This window comes from Arthrobacter sp. E1SS-5, from assembly GCF_057073715.1.
On record NZ_CP172703.1, the window covers coordinates 3,236,856 to 3,256,776 of the forward strand.

At 65.6% G+C, this 19,921-nt stretch carries 26 protein-coding genes; 8 read left to right on the forward strand and 18 right to left on the reverse strand.

Annotation, left to right across the window (positions count from 1 at the left end; genetic code table 11):
• Position 1: 1 nt before the first annotated feature.
• Complete coding sequence (locus tag ACIGJD_RS15050) at positions 2-985, reverse strand: ABC transporter ATP-binding protein (RefSeq protein ID WP_483686852.1); 984 nt, start codon at positions 983-985, stop codon at positions 2-4.
• Between the two features lie 53 nt (positions 986-1,038).
• Here ACIGJD_RS15050 and ACIGJD_RS15055 point away from each other — a divergent pair, with 53 nt between their 5' ends.
• Together ACIGJD_RS15055 and ACIGJD_RS15060 are read left to right on the forward strand one after the other, a co-directional pair.
• Positions 1,039-2,232 (forward strand): MFS transporter, encoded by a 1,194-nt coding sequence (locus ACIGJD_RS15055; RefSeq protein WP_483686853.1) that lies wholly within the window; start codon positions 1,039-1,041, stop codon positions 2,230-2,232.
• 36 nt (positions 2,233-2,268) lie between these two features.
• A complete protein-coding gene (locus tag ACIGJD_RS15060; RefSeq protein ID WP_483686854.1) occupies positions 2,269-3,174 on the forward strand; it encodes a phosphatase PAP2 family protein in 906 nt (301 codons plus the stop codon).
• Between the two features lie 49 nt (positions 3,175-3,223).
• Here the strand turns inward: ACIGJD_RS15060 and ACIGJD_RS15065 are convergent, their stop codons facing one another.
• From ACIGJD_RS15065 to ACIGJD_RS15100, 8 genes are all read right to left on the reverse strand, one after another.
• Complete coding sequence (locus ACIGJD_RS15065) at positions 3,224-3,541, reverse strand: hypothetical protein (protein WP_483686855.1); 318 nt, start codon at positions 3,539-3,541, stop codon at positions 3,224-3,226.
• Positions 3,542-3,710: 169 nt separating this feature from the next.
• Positions 3,711-4,325: an LbetaH domain-containing protein gene (locus ACIGJD_RS15070; protein WP_483686856.1), complete on the reverse strand. Its 615-nt coding sequence runs from the start codon at positions 4,323-4,325 to the stop codon at positions 3,711-3,713.
• A gap of 343 nt (positions 4,326-4,668) precedes the next feature.
• Positions 4,669-5,052: a VOC family protein gene (locus tag ACIGJD_RS15075; RefSeq protein WP_483686857.1), complete on the reverse strand. Its 384-nt coding sequence runs from the start codon at positions 5,050-5,052 to the stop codon at positions 4,669-4,671.
• Positions 5,053-5,402: 350 nt separating this feature from the next.
• Positions 5,403-5,891: a hypothetical protein gene (locus ACIGJD_RS15080; protein ID WP_483686858.1), complete on the reverse strand. Its 489-nt coding sequence runs from the start codon at positions 5,889-5,891 to the stop codon at positions 5,403-5,405.
• Positions 5,892-6,530 (reverse strand): signal peptidase I, encoded by a 639-nt coding sequence (locus ACIGJD_RS15085; RefSeq protein WP_483686859.1) that lies wholly within the window; start codon positions 6,528-6,530, stop codon positions 5,892-5,894.
• Positions 6,520-7,128, reverse strand: a complete 609-nt coding sequence (locus ACIGJD_RS15090; RefSeq protein ID WP_483686860.1) for a hypothetical protein — start codon at positions 7,126-7,128, stop codon at positions 6,520-6,522. Before ACIGJD_RS15090 ends, ACIGJD_RS15085 begins: the two co-directional genes overlap by 11 nt.
• A 75-nt stretch (positions 7,129-7,203) precedes the next feature.
• Complete coding sequence (locus ACIGJD_RS15095; protein ID WP_483686861.1) at positions 7,204-7,755, reverse strand: alternate-type signal peptide domain-containing protein; 552 nt, start codon at positions 7,753-7,755, stop codon at positions 7,204-7,206.
• Between the two features lie 195 nt (positions 7,756-7,950).
• Positions 7,951-8,550 carry a TetR/AcrR family transcriptional regulator gene (locus ACIGJD_RS15100; RefSeq protein WP_483686862.1) on the reverse strand — a complete coding sequence of 200 codons (600 nt, stop codon included), beginning with the start codon at positions 8,548-8,550 and terminating at the stop codon, positions 7,951-7,953.
• A 62-nt stretch (positions 8,551-8,612) separates the two neighbouring features.
• On the opposite strand from ACIGJD_RS15100, the gene ACIGJD_RS15105 reads away from it, so the two are divergent.
• Positions 8,613-8,984 (forward strand): cupin domain-containing protein, encoded by a 372-nt coding sequence (locus tag ACIGJD_RS15105; protein ID WP_483686863.1) that lies wholly within the window; start codon positions 8,613-8,615, stop codon positions 8,982-8,984.
• Here the strand turns inward: ACIGJD_RS15105 and ACIGJD_RS15110 are convergent.
• Positions 8,981-9,640, reverse strand: a complete 660-nt coding sequence (locus ACIGJD_RS15110) for a TetR/AcrR family transcriptional regulator (RefSeq protein ID WP_483686864.1) — start codon at positions 9,638-9,640, stop codon at positions 8,981-8,983. The two genes, ACIGJD_RS15105 and ACIGJD_RS15110, sit on opposite strands and share 4 nt — an antisense overlap.
• Before the next feature lie 117 nt (positions 9,641-9,757).
• Between ACIGJD_RS15110 and ACIGJD_RS15115 the strand changes: the two genes are divergently transcribed.
• Positions 9,758-10,888: a flavin-containing monooxygenase gene (locus tag ACIGJD_RS15115; RefSeq protein WP_483686865.1), complete on the forward strand. Its 1,131-nt coding sequence runs from the start codon at positions 9,758-9,760 to the stop codon at positions 10,886-10,888.
• Here ACIGJD_RS15115 and ACIGJD_RS15120 read toward each other — a convergent pair.
• Together ACIGJD_RS15120 and ACIGJD_RS15125 are read right to left on the reverse strand one after the other, a co-directional pair.
• Positions 10,857-11,558: an esterase/lipase family protein gene (locus ACIGJD_RS15120; protein ID WP_483686866.1), complete on the reverse strand. Its 702-nt coding sequence runs from the start codon at positions 11,556-11,558 to the stop codon at positions 10,857-10,859. The genes ACIGJD_RS15115 and ACIGJD_RS15120 overlap by 32 nt on opposite strands.
• A gap of 56 nt (positions 11,559-11,614) precedes the next feature.
• Positions 11,615-12,835, reverse strand: a complete 1,221-nt coding sequence (locus ACIGJD_RS15125) for an MFS transporter (protein WP_483686867.1) — start codon at positions 12,833-12,835, stop codon at positions 11,615-11,617.
• A 162-nt stretch (positions 12,836-12,997) separates the two neighbouring features.
• Between ACIGJD_RS15125 and ACIGJD_RS15130 the strand changes: the two genes are divergently transcribed.
• Positions 12,998-13,699, forward strand: coding sequence for an ANTAR domain-containing protein (locus tag ACIGJD_RS15130; RefSeq protein WP_483686868.1), 702 nt, complete (start codon positions 12,998-13,000; stop codon positions 13,697-13,699).
• A 24-nt stretch (positions 13,700-13,723) separates the two neighbouring features.
• Here the strand turns inward: ACIGJD_RS15130 and ACIGJD_RS15135 are convergent, their stop codons facing one another.
• On the reverse strand, positions 13,724-14,155 hold the full coding sequence (locus ACIGJD_RS15135; protein ID WP_483686869.1) for a hypothetical protein: 432 nt from the start codon (positions 14,153-14,155) through the stop codon (positions 13,724-13,726).
• Between the two features lie 259 nt (positions 14,156-14,414).
• Positions 14,415-14,936: a PAS and ANTAR domain-containing protein gene (locus ACIGJD_RS15140; protein ID WP_483686870.1), complete on the reverse strand. Its 522-nt coding sequence runs from the start codon at positions 14,934-14,936 to the stop codon at positions 14,415-14,417.
• 290 nt (positions 14,937-15,226) lie between these two features.
• Here ACIGJD_RS15140 and ACIGJD_RS15145 point away from each other — a divergent pair, with 290 nt between their 5' ends.
• Positions 15,227-15,568: a hypothetical protein gene (locus ACIGJD_RS15145; RefSeq protein ID WP_286398504.1), complete on the forward strand. Its 342-nt coding sequence runs from the start codon at positions 15,227-15,229 to the stop codon at positions 15,566-15,568.
• Between the two features lie 29 nt (positions 15,569-15,597).
• Here the strand turns inward: ACIGJD_RS15145 and trxB are convergent, their stop codons facing one another.
• Both trxB and ACIGJD_RS15155 read right to left on the reverse strand, forming a co-directional pair.
• Positions 15,598-16,575: a thioredoxin-disulfide reductase gene (gene trxB, locus ACIGJD_RS15150; protein ID WP_483686871.1), complete on the reverse strand. Its 978-nt coding sequence runs from the start codon at positions 16,573-16,575 to the stop codon at positions 15,598-15,600.
• A gap of 22 nt (positions 16,576-16,597) precedes the next feature.
• Complete coding sequence (locus tag ACIGJD_RS15155; RefSeq protein ID WP_483686872.1) at positions 16,598-17,032, reverse strand: arsenate reductase ArsC; 435 nt, start codon at positions 17,030-17,032, stop codon at positions 16,598-16,600.
• Positions 17,033-17,188: 156 nt separating this feature from the next.
• Between ACIGJD_RS15155 and ACIGJD_RS15160 the strand changes: the two genes are divergently transcribed.
• A complete protein-coding gene (locus ACIGJD_RS15160) occupies positions 17,189-17,512 on the forward strand; it encodes a hypothetical protein (RefSeq protein ID WP_483686873.1) in 324 nt (107 codons plus the stop codon).
• A 158-nt stretch (positions 17,513-17,670) separates the two neighbouring features.
• Here ACIGJD_RS15160 and ACIGJD_RS15165 read toward each other — a convergent pair whose 3' ends face one another.
• Positions 17,671-18,171 (reverse strand): hypothetical protein, encoded by a 501-nt coding sequence (locus tag ACIGJD_RS15165; RefSeq protein ID WP_483686874.1) that lies wholly within the window; start codon positions 18,169-18,171, stop codon positions 17,671-17,673.
• A 62-nt stretch (positions 18,172-18,233) separates the two neighbouring features.
• Entirely contained in the window at positions 18,234-18,752 is a 519-nt protein-coding gene (locus tag ACIGJD_RS15170; protein WP_483686875.1) for a MarR family winged helix-turn-helix transcriptional regulator, read from the reverse strand.
• A gap of 224 nt (positions 18,753-18,976) precedes the next feature.
• Between ACIGJD_RS15170 and ACIGJD_RS15175 the strand changes: the two genes are divergently transcribed.
• Positions 18,977-19,729 (forward strand): ANTAR domain-containing protein, encoded by a 753-nt coding sequence (locus ACIGJD_RS15175; protein ID WP_483686876.1) that lies wholly within the window; start codon positions 18,977-18,979, stop codon positions 19,727-19,729.
• Positions 19,730-19,921 lie beyond the last annotated feature (192 nt).

Genomic DNA, 19,921 nt, shown 5'->3' on the forward strand with positions numbered 1-19,921 from the left:
GTCAGCTCCGTCCCCTGGCGCCCAGCAGGTGCCGCCGCGGACCGTTTGCCCCGGCAGCAGGAGCATCGGGCTCCGGTGCAGCCGACCTGTCCCCGTAGTGCCGCAGGAACAGCTCCTCCAGGGACGGCGGGACAATCGTAAGGCCCTGAACGCCCAGGGCGCCCAGCGCCGGAAGCACCTCGGCGATCCGGTCCGAGTCGGCGCTGAACCGGACCCGTCCGGCGTCGACCGCCAGGTCATGCACGGCGCCCAACCGGGCCAAGGCCTCGGGATCCAAACCGTCCGCGGCGAAGGAAACCTCGGACCGGGTGAGGTGCCGCAGAGACTCCAGCGTGCCGCCGTCGACAATTCTGCCGGCGCGGATGATGCTTACCCGGTGGCACAACACCTCCACCTCGGACAGAATGTGGCTGGACAGCAGCACGGTGGCGCCGCGGCCCACCGCGGCCAGCAGCTCCCTGCGGAAGACCTCCTCCATGAGCGGGTCAAGGCCACTGGTGGGCTCATCCAGGAGGTAGAGATCGGCCTCGGTGGCGAGGGCTGCGATCAGTGCGACTTTTTGCCGGTTGCCCTTGGAGTACGTGCGCCCCTTCCTGGCCGGATCGAAGTCGAACACCTGGCACAGCCGGTCCTTCCGGCGCCGGTACGCGTCCCCGTCTGCGGCGCCGCCACGGAGCCGGGACAGCAGGTCGATGGTCTCGCCGCCGGAGAGATTGGGCCAGAGCCGGACGTCGCCGGGAACGTAGGCCAGCCGCCGGTGCAGCCCGGCAGCCTGGGTCCAGGGTTCCAGGCCCAGGACCGTGGCGGTGCCTGAAGTTGCCCTCGCCAGGCCCAGGAGGATCCGCAGGGTGGTGGATTTCCCGGCGCCGTTGGGGCCCAGGAAACCGTGGATTTCACCGCGCTGGACTTCGAGGTCGAGGCCGTCCAGGGCCCTGACCCGGCCGAAGTGCTTGTGCAGGTTCGCTGTCTGGACAACGGTGTTCATGGTCAAAGTCTTCGAAGTTTTCACAAGTTTGTGAAGGCACTAAAGTCCCAACTATGACCCCCGAAAAGCCGCTGCCCACTGGGCAGGCCACCAGCCCGGCAACGGCACCTCTCTACGCCGCGGGGTTCGTCACCGCTTTCGGCGCCCACAGCATCGCGGCCGGACTCGGTTCGCAGAGTGGCAACATCGGCCTGACCCTGCTGAACCTGGGCATCCTGCTGGCCCTCTACGACGTGGCCGAGGTGTTCCTCAAACCGGTCTTCGGCGCGCTCAGCGACCGGATCGGCGCCAAGCCCGTCATCGTCGGCGGACTCTTCGCTTTCGCCGCCCTGTCCCTGATCGGCCTGGGGGCCGCGGACCCGTTGATCCTTGCCCTCGCCCGGCTGGGACAGGGCGCGGCGGCATCTGCCTTTTCGCCGTCGTCGTCCGCCATGGTGGCACGCATGGCCCGGGGCGGAAAGGCGGGCACCTACTTTGGCCGGTACGGGTCCTGGAAAAGCCTGGGTTACATCATCGGCCCGCCGCTGGGTGCGGGCCTGATCCTGGCCGGCGGGTTTCCGCTGCTGTTTGGAACGCTTTCCGCGCTGGCGGCCGCGACCGCCGTGTGGGTCCTGGTGTCCGTGCCGCACCTGGCGCCGCTGCCGCGGAAGCGGTACACGGTGGTGGACCTGGCGCGGCAGGTGGGTGAACGCCGTTTCCTGGTGCCCACGCTGGTGCTGGCCGCCGCAACGGGCGCGCTGGGTGCCGCCGTCGGCTTCCTCCCGGCACTGGCCACCCGGCACGGCATGGACGCCTTCGCGGGCACGGCCGCGGTAAGCGTCGTGGCACTGGGCTCGGTGCTCACCCAGCCGTGGATCGGGAGGCTGCGGGACCGCAACGCCGTGACCGACAACAGGGGCACGACGGCGGGCCTGCTGCTCATTGCCGCGGGGATCGGTTTGGTGGCGGCGGCCCCGGGAGTGGTCACCATCTTCGTCGCCGCGGCCTTCATCGGGACAGGCATCGGAGCTGTGACCCCCTTGGGCTTCGCGCACCTGGCGGACACCACGCCACCCGAGCGGATGGGCCGGACCATGGGCTCGGCTGAACTTGGGCGCGAACTGGGCGACGCCGGTGGACCCTTGCTGGTGGGCGGCATCGCCACTGCCACGGCGCTGCCGCTCGGGCTGGGGGCACTGGCCCTGCTGGTGGCCGCCGCGAGCATCCCCCGGCTTGCCGCGATCAAGCCCGCCGGGCCCAGCTCCTGAGCGGTCTTCCAGCTTTTTGTGTCACCCTTAACCGCGATGACTTCTTCACGGCAACTGCCCACCAGGACCCCGGCCCGGCCTGCGCCGGGCTCGGCGTTCCTGTTCGTGCTGTCCACGGTAGCGTGCATTGCGGGGCTGATGGCCACCTATTACTTCTTTGTCCAGACCGCCACGGGCCAGTTTATTGACGAGTCCGCGCTGGTGGAAGCAGTGGACATCCATGGACCGGCGGGGAAGGCAGCCACCCAGTTCCTGGACCTGCTGCCCACCATTTCACTGGTCATGGCCGCCGTGGTGGTCCTGTTTGTCACCGTGATCCGGCGGCACTGGGCCGAGGCCGGGATCGCCGTGGCCGCCTGCGTCGCCGCGAACGTGGCCACGCAGGTGCTGAAGGACCTGCTGCCGCCGCGCCCGGACAAGGGGGTGCTGACGCTGGAACTGAACTCGCTGCCGTCCGGCCACACCACCCTGGCGGCGTCGGCCGCGGCCGCGGTCTTCCTCATGGCGTCCCCGCGCTGGCGGCCCATGGCGGGCTTCATCGGCGGCACCTTCGCCATCGCCTCCGGCGTATCCACCCTGATCAACCAGTGGCACCGGCCCGCGGACGTGGTGGCGGCGTTCCTGCTGGTGGGGGCGTTCATGATTCCGGCGGGCTGGCTGATCCTCCGGCGCGGTTCCTGGAACGAGTGGGACGGGTTCGGCGAACACATCGGCTCCGCGCGGATCTGGCTTACCCTGCCGGTGCTGATCGGGCTGGCGTCCGCGGGGGTTGCGGTGTATTCGCTGATCATGATTGCCCCCAGCCCGTGGCAGCAGACCAGCACCACCAACTACTTCTGGGCCGGCATCTCGCTGATCGTCATCGCGGGGTACCTGGCCACCGTGGCCACCACGTCCCTGTTCGCGTTTGCGGCACGACGGCGGAACGCACCGCGGCGCTAGCGTCACCTTGGAGTGCCGCCCGCGCCGCTAATCATCGTCCAAGTCAAAATCACATGTTATCGGTGTCACCAAGGTCCTTGGCATCGCGTCCCATGCTCTCATTCATGGCAGCAGCGAGTTCGATGTCGTCAGGGTATCTGGCCGCCGGGCGCCCAGTTGCCTTAGCCAGCTTCTCCAGCGTGGCCAGGTGCTGGCGGGCAAGCTCGATGGCCAGTTCCTCGATGATGCTGGGACCGTTGCGCACCACCAGGTCGCTCAGGAAGGCCCGGAGGCTGCCGGCCGGCCGGCCCTTTGCTTTGGCGTCGGCAGCCACCAGCCTGGTAAGCGCCGCGGCGGCGAGCGCAGGTTTGTCGCTGAAAAGCTCCATGTGATCCCCCGTAGCGATGGGCGGTGATGGAACCGTCATCGGTAGCTACAACTTAGCCCTCTTTGTGCCTGCGCCATAAGGGGTATGGGCCCCGCTAAGGGGCGTGCGGGCCCTGGCCCGGGGGTGCCGGGCGGGGCTTAGGGGTTTCCCGTTCCCGGTAGTTTTCCGGTCAGGCGCGGGGACCCTGTGCCTGCGCCGGCACCCCCGCCCAGGTTTCGCGCTCGGGCACGTGCTGCAGCACCGCAGAGCCCAGTCCAATCTGCGAATAGTCCCCTACGCTGGGCCCATCGCCAACGCCGGCGCTCATGCCCAGTTCTGCCGCCCGGCCGATGCGGGTGCCCTCCCCCACCGACACTCGGGGGGACAGCGTGGCGAAGTCCCCCACGCGGACACTGCAGCCCACGTTGACTTGGGGCTTCAAGAGCACATGGGAGCCAATGCTGGCCTGCGGCGCGATGGTGGCATTGCGCATCACAATGCTGCCGGGGCCAATCCGGGAGTCCCGGGGCACGCGGACGCCAGGATCCACCACGGCGGCGTACCGGTCTTCGTCCAGGCCGAGGAGGGACAGCCTTTCGACGAGCGCCTCCCGCTCACGGCCGCCGGGAAGGCATACGGTGAACAGCGCCCGCCTGAAAGCAGGGGCATCGGTGATTGCGCCCATCACCACGGTACCGTCGATGGAGGTGCCCAGCAGGTCGGGGTCGTCATCCAGGATCCCCAGCACGTCGTATTCCCCACTGCTCCGGACCGCCGCGAGGACTTCCCGCGCCAACCCGCTCATGGCCAGCAACATCAACTCGCTCAAGGTGCGCCTCTTCCAGCCCCTGCCCATGGTGCAGGACATCGTGCGGCCCGTTCACCTGCTGCTTGATACCTGGCTGTCCTAGAACCCTATGCCGGACTGGTGCGGCAGGAAAGGTTTGCGGGCCGGAAGATTCACCCGCGGGTGTGGCAGTAGCACGAAAAAGGGTTTTGTGGGGAGGTCTTGATCAAACCTTGAGGATTTCGAGGCCCTTAGCTTGAGCGGTGCAGTGAATAGTTACAGGTGCCTGGGCGGCGTTTTGAAGTAGGCGCCGCCAGGCACTCCCTTCACACCTCCCGGGGCGGACGTTGCCCCCGTGTTCCTAGTCCAAGGGCTCGAGCCGCTTGCGCAGCAGGCAAAACTCGTTTCCTTCAGGATCCTGCAGGACGTGCCACTGCTCCTGGCCGGTCTGCCCCACATCCGCCGGCCGCGCACCGAGCGCCAGCAGGCGTTCCAGCTCGGCGTCCTGGTCCCGGTCCACCGGATTGACGTCTATGTGCAGCGGAAGCCTCCCCACGCGCGGGTTGCTGCTGGGGCTGAGGAAGATCGTTGGCTGCGCTCCCCCGAACCCGGCGTCCGGCGGCCCGATCTCGATCGCACCGTCCTCCCTGTCAAGCTCCACATAACCAAGCACGTCACTCCAGAACTTTGCGAGCAGTTCGGGATCGGCGCAATTCAGGACCAGCTCACTGATACGGCATGACATGGTGCCAGTGTACGGACCGGCTTCACCTGCCAGCCGGCTGACACGGAGGGAACGTACGACGGCGGAACGCACCTTCCGGCGGAGCCGCACCTTCCGCGCTCACTGCTTTCGGTCCCGCTGTTCCCTGTCGACGCCGGCAGTCAGCTCCGACGCGCATCTTCCTTCTCGACAAGCCTCTTCATCCTCGAGGCGCATCTTCCCCAGCGCAGCCCAAATATCGGGAGCGCAGGAGCAGCCGCGCGTCGGAAATGAACATGCGCATCGCTCGTACAAGAAAGCGAGCTCGGCGGGAGGCGGCGCCGCTGCGTTGGGGGTGTTGCAGCGGCACCTTCTTCCGCCGAGCTGGCACTTCAGGCGCAATAAATTTTCTTGTTTCCGGTACCTATTTCCAGGTTCACTTTCACGGTTGTCGTTGACTGCAGGCCACTGGCGAAGGTGGCCACAATCTTGATCGTGGCCGGCGTCGTGCTGATCTGGCTGAAAATGGTGGAATCGCCCCAGACCAATACGCTTCCGGATGTGCCGAACGGTCCGGACGCGTCTGTGCTCGTGCCGTAGATCCCGTTGGTCCCTGCGGCCGAGAACGTGAGCTTTGTCGGGGCCTCTGAAAATCCCGAGTACGCCAGTGAAACAGATTTGTTGGCAGTATCTCCAGCGCTGCAAACCGGCGTCGGAAACACAGGCGCAGACCAGGTGCCGGATGCTGTGACCGTCATGGTCGCCGTCGCGCTTTGCTGCCAAAGGGCCGACGCCGATGCCCCGCCAACGCCCAGCAGCACAGTGAGCACGAAGGCCCCGACGGCGATCGCCGCACCAGGTACATCCCGCAACCGTGCCATTTAGGCCGCCTCAGCGTCCGTGGCGTCGTCCCGTTTCCGGGTTTTGCGCACCGACCTGTACACCGTGATGGCCCCGTACCCGATCAAGGCGACTGCGGCGATCACCGTCCAAGTACCCCGGTCGGAGTTCCCCAGGAAGTTCGCCACAAAACCCACATACGGAACTGCATAGAACAGCTTGCCCTTGACCTGGATGGCGCGGACGGGGTTGGCATCGTTGGCGCCATTGTTGTCGCCCTTGGTGATCAGCGTCTTCTCTCCCTGCTGGGTGGAACCGAAGCCAACAATCCGGTGCGTTTCCACGTCCGGCCGGCCGGAGTAGAGCTGGAAGGTGATGACGTCGCCGTACTTGAGCTCGTCGAACGGTACGGGCTTCATCACCATGAAGGTGCCCGGCGGGTACTTCTGCGCCATCGACTTGGTGAGGATGGTGTAGGTCTGTGAACCCGTGGCCACCGGCACCACGATGAGGACCAGGGCAGCAAACAGGGCCACCAGCATGGCTGCCATGCTTGCGAAACGTCCGACGGCGGCCCAGGCACCATGGCCGGTACGTCGACGCGTGCGGGTGGTCGCCACAGTTCCGGGAGCCTGATCGGCAGGTTGGCCAAGCGGGCGTTCGGTCAGGTCAGCAGCCACTGGGCACCCCGCAAAGCTGCCGTGCGGTGAGCTGGAGCGAAATGTTCACTGCCTGTCCTTTCACTGTGGCCGGAGCACTGGAGTCCAGGCTGATCTGGAAGCAGAAGACGGTGGAACCGCCTTTCAGCACCGTGGGCGAGACCAGCCCTGCAGAACCGATCGGTGCGAAGCCGGTGGCGGTGCTGCACTCCGTGGAGGAAGCGGCACTCTTTGCGTTGACGCGGACGTAGCTGGCAAGGCTTCCGCCGTTGACGTTCGCGATGGTGGGCTGGCTTGCCGTTATGGCGGTGTTGAACTGGCCGCCGGCGTTGGTGTTGTTGGTGACCACCACTCCCCCGTAGACCGAGGTGCCCGGACCAAGGGTCCCGGCGGGCGACAACGTCAGGGTTGCTGGCGCCCCGTTGGACAGTGTCATGGTGGTGGATTGTCGGGTGTTGACCGCGGTCATCGTCGTGTCGAACGAGGCCGACGTGATGGTCCCCGGGGAGGCCGAAGCCGCCGCGCTCCACAACGCGTATGTTCCCTGCACCGTGAACAGGCCCAGGACAACTGCAACGGCGGTCAGTGCCGCCGCCTGCAGCCTGCGCTTGGTGCGCATGGGTCCCTCCTGGTCTGTGGGTCCTGTTTCCTGCCGTTTCGGCCGGGCGACGATCGGCCGCCCGGGCCGGGTTAGCTAAGAAGCGGACTTTACAACCTGCTGCAGCGTGTATGTCACTTTGCCCAAGTTGTACGTAGCGTTGACGTCTTCGAGGTTGGGGGTTGCGCTCAAGAACTGGAAAGTGGTTGATGCGGTGACCGTCTGTGTGTCGCTTCCACTTACTGGCGACAGCACAGTTGTGGGAAGAACATCGCCCGCCGTGTTGGTGAGCTTCAGCGGATCGATTTTCACATTTTTGTCGGTGAAGCTGCTCACTACGGCTTTGTCCAGGCTGATGTTTGCCGCCATATTATTGCCAACCAGTTTTACCGAGAGAGTCTGGGTGTAGGTGAGCGTGTCCCCTGGCACTACATGGTAGGTACCGGCATTGATCTGTGAGGTGACGTCAGTGGTACCCGCCATCCACTTACCGGCGGGGGCTTTGACGTCCATGTCGCCCGCGACGATGGTTCCGGGGTTTGCAGTGTCGGCAGTATTCCATGCGGCGAGGGTTCCACCGCCGCCCAGCAGCAGTGCTGCGCCAACGGCGATGGCTGCGGTTCCCTTGATCAGAGTACTGTTCTTCATGATGTGTCCCCTCAGACTTGGTGGTGTGCTGTGGCCTAACTGAGGACCACTTTGCAGGGCCAACCTCAGGAAGTGAGGGGGTAAAGCGTCAACAAAAGCTCAAGGTATTTGAAAGTTCAACCGAGGTCTGACCTGCGCTTCTATCGCTAATGACCCTAAAGTCACAGGTCGCTGAAGTAGCCAACCAACGTGTTCCTATTCAGCGAGCGCAGCGTCAAGAATGTCCAGGGCGTTGGCCCGTATAACCCCGAATGCCTGGTCCGGCCGGAGACCTGCCTCATCGCGCAGCCAGACATAGGCTTCGATGCCGGCAACCGCGCGAAGCCGGACAGCCAAGGCGGCGGTATCGATCCCGGAGCCTGTGGTTTCCAATGGGGAGAGGGCCTCGCGGTACCAGCCCACAGCCCGGCCGCCGCGAAGAGTGGGGCGGGCTGCGCCCGGGGTCAGGGACAGCCGCAGCGATGCCCGCAGCTGCGGTTCCCAGGCCCGAATGAAGTCGAAGTGCGCGTCAAGGGTCCGCTCCAAGCGGGCGCGGACGTCCGACGGCCGGTCCTCACCCAGCAGCGACCCCAGCCCGGTCTCGGGGAGGGCCGCGTGCAGGAGGGATTCCTTGTCCGGAAAATACCGGTACGCAGTGGTCCGGGAGATGCCGGCAATGGCAGCGACCTCTGCAACAGACGGATCCCGCCCGTCCTTCAGCAAGTCCCGGAGGACAGAGACCAATTCATCGCGCGTGCGCGACTTCTGCCGGGTCCTGCCGGTCTCCAGATATTTGTCGTTGTGGCGTACGGGCACAGGACTTATGATACATACGTACCGTGATGGTACGGACGTCCCATAAAAAACAGGGGTTTCCCATGGCCGATCCAATTGCAGTGAATCCGCAGCATTACCGGCTGGTCTTCGAGAACGACCGGGTCCGCGTCCTTGAGTACAGCGACGGTCCAGGGGACAGCACCGGCACGCATTCGCATCCGGACAGTGTGATGGTCACGCTCAGTTCATTCGCCCGCCGGCTCCAATCAGGAGGCCGGGAAGTGGATGTAAAACTGGACCAAGGGCAGGCCCGCTGGCTCGATGCCCAGGAACATTCCGGCACGAATACCGGCACCACGCCTACCCACTGCCTCTTCATCGAACTTAAGGAACCGCGCCCGGGCACATCAGGCGGCGAGGAACAGCATGCGCCAGCCAGCCAGGCCGGCCGCCTTGGCCCTGCCGCTTCTTAGCCCGCCTCCCCCGCCAGCAACAGCCGGCACCAGGCATCGGCCAGCCAGTCGGCGAACCGTCCCGGGCTCCATCCGCGCTGGTCCACCAGCAGCAACCAGTACTCGGGCCCGTTCATGCTCCACACCGCGTCGGCGAGCTCTGCGGCCGGGCGATCGGCCCGCAGCTCCCCGGTAGCCGCAAGGTCCTCAACAAACTTCAGCATGTTCGCTGCGCGGCGGTCAGAGATCTCCCGCCAGAGCGCAGCGCAGTCGGGGTCGGTCCCGGCAGCATCTCGCAGGGCCACGTACACGGGCGCGAGCCGGGGCTGGATGCCGGCCAGGGCGTGGGCATAGATCGAGATCTTTTCGGTCGCGCCCTCGGCTTCCCGGAGGCGAATCACGTAGTCGCGGCTCTCGGCGGGAACAGCCTGCCCGGTCCCTGAGATGGCTGTCTCCACCACTTCCCGCAGCAGGTCCGGCTTGCGTCCAATCGCGGCGTAGACAGTGTCGACGGCGACGCCCGCCCTCCGAGCAATGCCCGCCACAGTTGTGGAACCGTAGCCTTCCCCAACAAACAACTCACGCGCGGCAGCCAGCACGGCATCGCGGGTTGCGGCTGCCTGCTCCTTCCGCCGGGGCGAGTGGTAGCGGCGTGCAGGGGCATTGACTTCACTCATGGGCAGGCCTAACCTTAATTCATCCGAATACTATTCGGATGAATTTTAGCAGGAAGCCCCGGGCCACTGAGAGCCCAGCGCAACGAAGGCGGCACAGGGGTGGAAGGGCAGGGCACCATGTCAGAGCACTTCGACACCGTCGTGATCGGCGGCGGCCAAGCCGGATTGGCCATGGGCTACCACTTGTCCCGCCTGAAGCGTCCCTTCGTCATCCTTGACGAGAACACCAGAACCGGAGACAGCTGGCGCACCCGCTGGGACTCGCTTCGGCTGTTCACCCCAGCCCGGTACGACGCCCTCCCCGGCAGCCGCTACCCCGCCCCGCCCTGGTCCTACCCGTCACGGGAAGAGTTCGCCGACTACCTCAGCGGCTACGCGGACCGCTTCGCGCTGCCGGTGCGGAACAACGTCCGGGTCACCGGCCTCAGCCACAACGGTCAGAGCTTTGTCATCGAAACGGACCACCAACGCATCGAGGCCGGCAACGTGGTGGTCGCACCAGGCTGGGACCGCAAGCCCAAGGTGCCGGTATTCGCAGAGCAGCTCAGCCCCCAGATCAAGCAGCTCACGGCGGGAAGCTACAAGAACCCGAAGGACCTCGCACCGGGCCCCGTCCTGGTGGTCGGTGCGGGCAACTCCGGTGCGGACATCGCCCTGGAGCTTGCCCCAACCCGGAGGACGTATCTCTCCGGCAGGCACCCCGGCGAGATCCCCTGGCCCATCGATGCCCTGGCCACCCGCCCCCTCACCCTCGCCGTCTTCTTCGCGTTTTCCCACATCCTGAACCTCAACACGCCTGCCGGCCGGAAGGCCCGCCCGCAAATCCTTGCGCACAGCGGGCCCCTGGTCAGGGTGAAGAACCGCGACTTGGTGCGTGCCGGCGTCGAACGCGTTCCCAGGACCGAAGGAACCAGGGACGGGCAGCCCGTGCTCGCGGATGGCCGGGCACTCGAGGTAGCCAACATCATTTGGTGCACAGGTTTCCGCCCTGGCCTGGAGTGGATCCACCTGCCGGTGTTTGGCCCGGACGCCGAACTGGAACAGGACCGCGGGGTGGCCACATCGCAGGCGGGACTCTACTTCTTGGGCGCCATCTTCCAGCAGTCGCTGGCGTCCTCCATGGTCCACGGGGTGGGGAGGGACGCGGCCTTCATCGCCCGGCGCATCGCCGCGCAGGAACCGCGCACGGCAACGATGCCCCGGCCACAAAAAGAAGTCAGGCAGGAAGGTTCAGCTGCTCCACAATGATGCGGGCGGTCCCGGGATCGCCCAGGATCCTGAAGTGCCCGGCCACCGGCAGTTCGATGTTGGTGGCCCCGGGCAGGACGCTTCCCTCCGGAATGTGCGGATCGAACGGCCCGTAGATGGACGTGATGCGGCTGTTGATCGCCAACTCCCGGGACATCTGGAGGGTCAGGGCATTCCGTGGCGAGAAGATCCGCAGGCTGGGCAGCAGCATGTAGCGGGCATACCGCGAGCCGGAAAACGGTGCGCACACGGAGATCATCCGGTCGATCCGGTGCTCGGGATCCAGGGACAGCATGGTGTACTTGCCGATCAGCCCGCCCTTGCTGTGCGCCACCAGGATGGCGCCGCGCAGCCCGGCCTCCTCGAGGTGCTGGGCCACGAGCTTGGCGGCCTCCGGGACCTTCAATTTGTTGCGCTGGAGCACGGTGACCACATGGACGGGATGCCCGGCGTCGTGGATGGCCTGGATGACCGGCATCATGAACTGCCAGTTTTCGTACACCCCGGGGATGATCACCACGGGCGCGCGGGTCCCGTTGCGGAAGGATGCCGGCTGCACGCGCGACAGGAAGCCGCGCACCTGCCAGCCCGCGGCGTACACATAGTCCTGCGCCCACCACACGGCCTTCTGCAGTGGACTGATGCGGGCAACGGCGCCGGGATCACTCATGTGACGAGAATAGCGCCGGCCGGGGCACTACCCACCAACCGGGCAGGTAAACACGCTCAGTAGTTGCGGCGGTGCTTCAGGCGGGGAATCACGACGGCGAACACGGCCGCCGCCGCAAACCCCAGGATGCCCGTGGCTGAGATCCCCGGGCCCAGCGAGGCGACCGCGGTCACCCCGGAGAGGAGGACGGGACCGCCGGTGGATCCGGCGTCGGCCATGAACCGCCAGAGGCCCAGGAACTGGCCCCGGCCGCGGTCCGGCGAGAAGTCGGCGCCAAGGGTCATCACCAGCCCGGAGCTGATGCCGTTGCCAAAGCCGATCAGCAGCGCCGCCAGCAGCAGACCCACAAATGAGCCGGTGAGCGGGATCAGCAGCAGCGCGGTGCCCATGAGCAGCGTAGACGGGACTGCCACCCATTGCCGGCCCTTACGGTCCATCAGTTTCCCGGCGGGATAGAACACCAGCATGTCGATCGCGCCGGACAGCCCGTAGATCAGGGACGCCGAGGTGGCGTCCATCCCCAGGTGGTCGGACCAGAGCGGAATCACCACCTGGCGGGAGGACCGCAGCGCGCTGAGCAACAGGATGCCCACGCCCAGCGAAAGGAACACGCCGGCGTGCGAGACCGCCACGCTCCGGAGCGTGGGCTGGGGGCCGGGGTCACCGCCCGAGTGGACCTCCGGCGTCGTCAGGTCCGGAATGGTGAGCGACAGCAGCGCGGCGGCCGCCATGGCCACCACGCCCACCCAGTAGGCACCGGCGAGGCCGAGGAACTGCATCACGGCGGCCCCCGCGAACGGACCTATGAATACGCCGATGCGGTTCACGCCGCCCAGCGTGGACAGCGCCCGGGCGCGGAACCCGACGGGCACTGCCTCGGTGAGGTACTTCTGCCGGGCCAGGCCAAAGACCGCCCCGGACATCCCGACGACGGCCATCGCCGCCGCGAGCAGCCACAGTCCGTTTGAGGCGAGGGTGGAGGCGGCGGCTGCTGCTGCCAGCGCCAGGCCAGCGGCGACGGCGGCGCCCACAATCGACCAGCGCTCACCGAAGCGGAGGGTCACCAGGGACGCCGGCAGGTTGAAGAACCAGGACCCCAGCCCGATCAGGGTGACGATCAGCGCCGCCACCGCCACTGAAGCGCCCAGTTCGCGGGCGGACAACGCCACCACCGGGAGGATGGCACCTTGCCCGATTCCGAAAAGCAGTGTGGGGCCGAAAGCGGCAACGGCAATACTGCGCAGGCTGAAGGGCTCAGGGTCATCCGGGGAAGTCATCAGATTTATCCTATGGCCGTCCGTTGTGGTCCCCCTGCATTGGAAAAGGGGGGCCACTACGGGGGTCCGTCCGCCGCCCTGCGCCCTAGAATCGCCTTGAGCAGCACATTGGGGTGATGCCACTTGGCGGGATTGCACGGAACTCCGGGTGACGAAGGGGTGGTGGAGCGTCTGCAGGACCTTGTCCTGAAGACGCCGGACATGGCGGAGCTCCTCCATGAACTCGTGACCCTCTCTGCCGCAGCGCTTTCCGTCCACAGCAGGCTGCTCTGCGGCGTCACCATGGTGCGGAAGAAGAAGCCGGCGACCGTTGCCACCAGCCACCCCCGGGTCAAGGCCATGGATGAGTTGCAGTATGCCTACGGCGACGGGCCGTGCCTGACCGCCCTGCGGGACCTGGACACCGTCTATATCCCCACGCTGCATGAGGAGAGCCGCTGGCCCCACTACTGCGCCACGGCCTGGTCCGAAGGCATCCGCTCCATCCTCTCGGTTCCGGTACCGCTGGAGGGGGAAGCAAGTGCCGCGCTGAACCTTTATGCGGCCCAAACGCATGCGTTCAGCGACGAAGCGATCCACAAGGCGGAGGTGCACGCAGGCCAGGCGTCCAAGGCGCTGCGCCTTGCCGTGCGCCTGGCCCAACTGGCGGAAGACCGGGACAACCTGGCCGCAGCACTGGAGTCACGGACCATCATTGACCTGGCTACGGGAATCATCATGGCCCAGAACAACTGCAACCAGGACACTGCCATCAAGGTTCTGCGGAGCGCCTCCAACACCCGCAACCGGAAGCTTCGGGATGTAGCGGCCTTGCTGGTGGCGTCGGTGGGCAAGGATCCCAACGTCATTACCCACTTCGACTGAGGCGTTGTTTCACCAGGGCTGGGTTCACCGGGCGCGCGGCTCGAATCCCGCCAGCGCCCGGAAGAAGTTCACCACCTCGACAATGCCGCCAATGATCGATCCCACGATGCCAAGCACCAGGAGTACCCGCACCACCACCGGCCAGCCGGACCAGCTGGTGCCGAAATCGAAGGGGAAGACTTCCCACATCCGCAGCATGGCGGCCACCCCGATGCCCATGACCACGATGTTCCCCAGCGAAAGGAGGGCCCGGGCATGGATCACCGCGCAGACCAGGTTCACGATGATGCCCGCGATCAGGGAGGCATTGATGAGGTCGAGGACGCGGTTCATGTCCGCAGTGAGGAACGGCAGCACCTGCCAGCCCGGCCAGATGTTGATCCCCCAGAGCAGCAGGGCGTTGATCACCGCCGAGCCAACGTTGCCGCTCCGGCTGGTGGTAGTCCTGGCCGCCATGCCACGCCCCTCCCCGGTGCCCCTGTCCCGCGTCCACTCCATTGCCCTGAACGGCCCTGCCCTGGAATCGATTGCTCCGTACTTGTCGTTTTCAGCGTCCAAAACGGCAGTTACTCAGCAATCGATGAGGGAAACGGGGCTGGGGGCGCCAGCGGACGTGACATCAGGTTCGCGCCTCGGGCAGCAGCGAGGGAAGTGCCGAAGGTCCCAGCCGCGTTTGGAACGGTGGGTCAACCAGCAGGTGATGGGCTAAAGGAGGTCAGTAACCGGCCAGGACTTCGGCGGCCTTGCCGTTCGCTGCCGCGTTCACCAGTTCTTCTGCCACGATGTGCAGCTTGGTGTTGGCGTGCTGGCTTCTGGTGGCCAGGACCTGGAATGCGGCAGGGCCGTCCACTCCGTGCAACGCCATGACAATGCCCTTGGCCTGTTCAATCAGGGCTTTATGCCCGTAGGCTCCCTCAATGGCTTCCTCGGCCACGTGCTGGGATTCGATGCGCAGGCTCTGGGTCACATCCACCATGAAGCCGCGGACGTAGTCCACCTGTCCGGAGGGCTCCGCAACAGCCTGTAGGGCGGAAAAAACGCGCCGTTCCTTGCCGCGGACGTCGATGACCCGGTGCAGCAGGGCCCCCTGGCCGCCGCCTTTCAGGAGGTCCGCCCAGAGTCCGAGCACGGCCTCCCGGTCCATTGGGTGCTTGTGCGCCATGAACAGTTCGAAGGTGGGTACCACCTCACCCTGTTTGAGCCCGTGGATGCCGTACATGCCCTCTGACCACTCCATTTTCCCGGAAGGGACATGCACTTTGAAGGTCCCGGATGGACACTCCGCGGAGGGCTGCAGCGGATAGAGATACGTATCAAGCTTTGACCACATGCATTCCTCCCAAAGTCAGGTCTGCGCACCGGCGGGCGAACGGCACCCACCATAACCGACCAAGCTGAAAAGGACATGTCATATGCCGCCCAGCAGACCCCGGAAAAGTGCAGGGGTCACAAAAATGCCGGGACGGAGTACTGTTCGCGGTATGGGGCGCTGGTGGTCTGCGCCTACAGCCAAGGGGAGGTCATTTCATGGGTGAAGTGTGGATCCGCACGCTGGGCAACGGGCTGGTCCGGGCCGATCGAGTCACCGAGATTACATCCACCCGCGGGTCCCGGCAGGAGGACCGCGGGTATTCATTGAAGGTCATCGTGGACGGCAAGAGCCACGTGCTGATTGACGACGGCGGGTTGCAGGGTTCCCTGCCCGAGCGGCTGGAGTATGCCAGGCACATGGAGGACGCCCTGCTGCTGGCCATCGACGAGGCGCGCGGCAGCGACGTGTCCATGGTGGTCTCCTACGAGCCGGAACGCGAGCGCTGGTCGGCCGCTCCCGTATCAGTTTTAACGGGAAGGCTCCCCGAAGTCGTCTGACCCAGGGAGCCTTCCCATCCACCGACAACTTAGCTGTGTGTCGGTTCCTCGACCAGGGCGGTGGCGATGCTGGCAGCATCCTCCAGCGCGGCGAGGAAGCGCTCCGCGTCCAGGGCCGCGGCGCAGCCGGTGCCGGCGGCCGTGATGGCCTGGCGGTAGCGGTGGTCCACGGCGTCGCCGCAGGCAAAGACGCCCGGCAGGTTGGTGCATGTGGTGGGCGAGTCCACCTTGATGTAACCTTCCTCGTCCAGGTCCACCTGGCCGGCTACGAGGTCCGTGCGCGGCAGGTGGCCGATGGCCACGAAGATGCCTGTGGCGTCCTGCTGCCGGGTTTCCCCGGTGCGGGTGTCCGTGAGGGTGACGCCGGTGACCTTGCCGTCGCCGTGAATGGCCGTGACGGCCGAGTTCCAGGCAAAGCTGATCTTGGGGTTGTCCTTGGCGCGCTGGGCCATAATGCGCGAGGCCCGGAGTTCGCCCTTGCGCACGACGACGGTCACGGACTTTCCGAAGCGGGTCAGGAAGGTTGCTTCCTCCATGGCGGAGTCACCGCCGCCCACCACGATGATGTCCTGCTCACGGAAGAAGAACCCGTCGCAGGTGGCGCACCAGGAAACACCGTGGCCGCTGAACTTCTTCTCTTCCGGCAGGCCGAGTTCCTTGTAGGCGGAGCCGGTGGCCAGGATGACGGCCTTTGCCTTGTAAGTCTCCCCGCCGCCGGTGACCACGCGCTTGACCGGACCAGCGAGGTCAACGGACGTGGCGTCGTCGTACTCAATGCGCGCGCCGAACTTTTCCGCCTGCTGCTGCAGCCCGTCCATCAGTTCCGGGCCCTGGACGCCACCGGGGAAGCCGGGGAAGTTTTCCACCTCAGTGGTGTTCATCAGCGCGCCGCCGGCGGTGACGGACCCGGCCAGGACCAGGGGGTTCAGGCCGGCTCGGGCGGCGTAGATGGCGGCGGTGTAGCCGGAGGGGCCGGAGCCGATGATGATCAGCTGTTCTTTGCTCATTGCTTGTCCTTCGGTGGGAGTACTACTGGGCGTCCGCGTGCTGCGCGGGCAGGAGTTCGGTGATCAGTTTCTCGATGCGTGCCTTGATCTCATCACGGATTGGACGAACGGAGTCAACGCCCTTGCCGGCCGGATCCTCCAGTTCCCAGTCCTCGTAACGCTTGCCCGGGAACACTGGACACTCATCACCGCACCCCATGGTGATCACCACGTCCGATTCTTTCACTGCCTCGGCGGTAAGCATCTTCGGGACCTCCGCGGAGAGGTCAATGCCCACCTCCGCCATGGCCTCAACCGCCGCCGGATTCACCTTCTCCGCGGGCTGGGAGCCCGCGGAACGCACCTCCACCGCTCCCCGGGACAGGGAGGCCAGGAAAGCGGCCGCCATCTTGGAACGGCCTGCGTTGTGGACGCAGACAAAGAGGACGGAAGGCTTGCCGGCAGGATCGGTACCCATGGATGCTCCTCAAACTGATAGGAAACTACTTGCGGTGTAATAAACGTCACTGTGTTGCGCTCGTCACACTGGTTGCCTAATCTAGTTGAGGCTTAAGCAAACAGGCCATGCAAGAAGCTGCAGCGTCGCAGCCAATGCCGGGGAAGGCTTTACAACTTGAACTCTAAGCTGAACATCGTAGTCCGGGTGGATCTGGACCACAGCAAGGCCCAGGTGATTGCAAAGGGGCATATCACCATTCACAGCGTCAACGCCCTCTATGTAGTGGCAAAGCGTGCCAACTCCCTCAAGGGAGGCCTGGACCTGGAGCTTGACGTCTCCAGCGCCCTGGTTGATGAGGAGGCGCTGGACATGCTCCATACGGCCTCCGAAACCCGGCACCTGCCCGCGAAGATCGATCCGGACCAGGCGCCGTGCACCATCAGCGTGCTGGCCGCCCGGCGACATCAGCGCCCCAGGGCCGTTCGCCTGGCCGCATAAAACCCTCCGGCCGCTCGCCGCGCCCACTTTTCGGGCCAGAGCCGGCCGGCCACATTTTTGCTTTGCCGCTCCCAGCGACCCGAAGCGCCGCTGCATCTGAACAGACGGATGGCTGCGCTTCGGGCTCCTCGGAGCTTTTACCGACCTTTTGCCGGGTGTTAGAGCAGTTGAGCGCCGCCCGCCAGGATTTCCTGGAGCTCCTCGACGGTGAGGCCGGCAGCTTTGCCAAGAGCCTCCGGGGCCGCGCCCAGCCGGGAAGCGGCACGCACCGCGTTTTCGAAGCGTTCCTGCGCGGCGTCCATCTCCCACTGCAGGCTTTCCAGCATGGCCGATTCCAGCCGCACGGCCTCCATGGAATCGGCGGTGATGCCCACGTCCAGCCTGAAGCCGCAGGCGCAGGTCCACTCCCTGGAGTCAAGTTCCGTGGAAGCCCAGCTCAGCGACGGGACCGGCACTGGGGTGGACCGCATTGCGGCGCCGCAGTGGAATGGGGCGGCCGGATCATCCTGGCCGAGGCTTGAGTGTCCCGCGGGAAAGGAGGAGCCAGGCACTCCCGTGGGGTGGTTCAAGTCGATTGACACCGACTCCTGCGGACGTTCACCACGGTCCTCAATGAAGGTCGATTGTCCCGGTGCCTGAGGTTCAAGTACTGCAGTCATTCGATCCGCCATCCAGTTGATAAACAAGTATGTAGCTAGTCTAACTAGGATTCTGTTTCTGTCTACCGCGCGATGACGGTGGGTTTGGCATCGACGGTATCCACAGCTTCCCGCATCCGCTCCAGGAACTGCATCACAGCCTTTATTTCCTCGGGAGACAGTGATTCGGCGGCCTCCAGCATGCGCTTGTGCATCTGGTTGAGGTTGTGCCGCACCCCTTCGCCGGCTCCGGGGGTGGGCCTGAGAATCACGGCGCGCCGGTCGGTGGGGTGGGGTTCGCGCGTTAGGTAGCCGCTGGCCACCAACCGGTCGACGAGGCTGGTCATCGATGCTGAGGTGATACCCAAGCGTGCGGCGAGTTCCGTGGGCCGGATTCCGATGCCGGCAGCCTCCGCGTCGATAAGGTAGCGCAGGGCCAGGAGGTCGGTCTCCCCTATCGCCATGGAGGAACGGGTACGCCTTCTCATCGCACTCTCGGATGTCCGGAATTCCCGGAGGGCGTTGATCACGTCGACGGCTCTGGGCTGGACCCCCTCAGCGGGTGGGTACCAGTAGCCTTCGCTTGCACCATGCGGGTTCATGCGAATTCCTTCGATATCCTACTTGCTTGGCCGTCTAACAAACCCATCGTAGCCCACTCATAGCCGCTCCACCTCCATAGCGATGAAAGCCGAACAAGTACCCTCGCAGTCCAGGCGGAAAAGTAGAGTACCGGCTACTCGTGCCCCTGCCCCGGCCGCCCAATAGGTTTCTATGAACCCACCGCACCCGTAGCTGGTGGGCGTAATCGAATGGGGGTGCGTCGGTGGCAGTTGGCCCGGCAAACAACAAAGGGCCCGAGCGGCACGGGTTCCTGCTGGACTTGGTAACAGGGGCCGACGCCGAGGCAGGGTCCCTGCAGATACTCGCCGACGCTGCAGCCCGTTGGGTGAGTACCGCGGCCGGTGCTGCGATCGAGTGCGGCGCAGTGCTGCACCGGCAGCGGTCCTGTCCTGCCTCCGCCGGAAGCTCACCGGTTGCGGCCGGCCTGGCAGCGTCAGAGGACGAACACGGGGACGGTCCCACAGCGTTGGGCTCCGCACTGTCCGCTCCCACAGTGATCAACCAGGCGGGCGCCCGCTGGCAGGCCTACCGGAGGCGTTTGGCGGACAGCGGCTACGGTGCAGCCCTTGCCGTTCCCCTGGACCTAAAACCCGGTTCAGCCGGCGCCCTGGTCTTCCTTGCCCCGGCCAACGTCGGATTCAGCGCGAAGGTTGTCAATGAAGCGGCCTGGTTCGCCGGGGTGGCATCCCACAGCTTGAAGCTGGCACTGGACGTCCACGGCGTCATCCGTGCCGGCGATAACCTGAAGCAGGTACTGGAGAGCAGGACCAGCATCGACGTTGCCTGCGGAGTACTCATGGCGCAGAACCGCTGCTCCTACACGGAGGCCTTCAGCAAGCTGGCCGGCACCTCCAGGAACCGCAACCTCAAAGTCCGCAGCGTCGCGGACAGCATCCTCCGCGCCATGCCCAGCGGCGCGCCCGGAACCCGTTTCGAACCTCCGGCCATCGCCTAGAACCTGGCGTGCAAACCTTCGCGGCAAGGCCTGCTTACCGCGGCCCTAGTGGCGCGCCCGTGCCCGGATAAAGGTTGCCGCTACCAGTCCTGCGCAACCGAGTGAAGCCAGCATGCCGCCAAGAGCCATGAAGTAATCGGTAATGGTCATTGTCCTGCGCCCCTTCCCTGTAACTGCGTGATGAGCCCAAGC

Bases quoted from the DNA above. Each gene is read 5' to 3' on its own strand.
- ACIGJD_RS15050 (WP_483686852.1), bottom strand. From the start codon at position 985: ATGAACACCGTTGTCCAGACAGCGAACCTGCACAAGCACTTCGGCCGG.
- ACIGJD_RS15055 (WP_483686853.1), top strand. From the start codon at position 1,039: ATGACCCCCGAAAAGCCGCTGCCCACTGGGCAGGCCACCAGCCCGGCA.
- ACIGJD_RS15060 (WP_483686854.1), top strand. From the start codon at position 2,269: ATGACTTCTTCACGGCAACTGCCCACCAGGACCCCGGCCCGGCCTGCG.
- ACIGJD_RS15065 (WP_483686855.1), bottom strand. From the start codon at position 3,541: ATGGAGCTTTTCAGCGACAAACCTGCGCTCGCCGCCGCGGCGCTTACC.
- ACIGJD_RS15070 (WP_483686856.1), bottom strand. From the start codon at position 4,325: ATGAGCGGGTTGGCGCGGGAAGTCCTCGCGGCGGTCCGGAGCAGTGGG.
- ACIGJD_RS15075 (WP_483686857.1), bottom strand. From the start codon at position 5,052: ATGTCATGCCGTATCAGTGAGCTGGTCCTGAATTGCGCCGATCCCGAA.
- ACIGJD_RS15080 (WP_483686858.1), bottom strand. From the start codon at position 5,891: ATGGCACGGTTGCGGGATGTACCTGGTGCGGCGATCGCCGTCGGGGCC.
- ACIGJD_RS15090 (WP_483686860.1), bottom strand. From the start codon at position 7,128: ATGCGCACCAAGCGCAGGCTGCAGGCGGCGGCACTGACCGCCGTTGCA.
- ACIGJD_RS15095 (WP_483686861.1), bottom strand. From the start codon at position 7,755: ATGAAGAACAGTACTCTGATCAAGGGAACCGCAGCCATCGCCGTTGGC.
- ACIGJD_RS15105 (WP_483686863.1), top strand. From the start codon at position 8,613: ATGGCCGATCCAATTGCAGTGAATCCGCAGCATTACCGGCTGGTCTTC.
- ACIGJD_RS15110 (WP_483686864.1), bottom strand. From the start codon at position 9,640: ATGAGTGAAGTCAATGCCCCTGCACGCCGCTACCACTCGCCCCGGCGG.
- ACIGJD_RS15115 (WP_483686865.1), top strand. From the start codon at position 9,758: ATGTCAGAGCACTTCGACACCGTCGTGATCGGCGGCGGCCAAGCCGGA.
- ACIGJD_RS15120 (WP_483686866.1), bottom strand. From the start codon at position 11,558: ATGAGTGATCCCGGCGCCGTTGCCCGCATCAGTCCACTGCAGAAGGCC.
- ACIGJD_RS15125 (WP_483686867.1), bottom strand. From the start codon at position 12,835: ATGACTTCCCCGGATGACCCTGAGCCCTTCAGCCTGCGCAGTATTGCC.
- ACIGJD_RS15135 (WP_483686869.1), bottom strand. From the start codon at position 14,155: ATGGCGGCCAGGACTACCACCAGCCGGAGCGGCAACGTTGGCTCGGCG.
- ACIGJD_RS15140 (WP_483686870.1), bottom strand. From the start codon at position 14,936: ATGGAGTGGTCAGAGGGCATGTACGGCATCCACGGGCTCAAACAGGGT.
- ACIGJD_RS15145 (WP_286398504.1), top strand. From the start codon at position 15,227: ATGGGTGAAGTGTGGATCCGCACGCTGGGCAACGGGCTGGTCCGGGCC.
- trxB (WP_483686871.1), bottom strand. From the start codon at position 16,575: ATGAGCAAAGAACAGCTGATCATCATCGGCTCCGGCCCCTCCGGCTAC.
- ACIGJD_RS15155 (WP_483686872.1), bottom strand. From the start codon at position 17,032: ATGGGTACCGATCCTGCCGGCAAGCCTTCCGTCCTCTTTGTCTGCGTC.
- ACIGJD_RS15165 (WP_483686874.1), bottom strand. From the start codon at position 18,171: ATGACTGCAGTACTTGAACCTCAGGCACCGGGACAATCGACCTTCATT.
- ACIGJD_RS15170 (WP_483686875.1), bottom strand. From the start codon at position 18,752: ATGAACCCGCATGGTGCAAGCGAAGGCTACTGGTACCCACCCGCTGAG.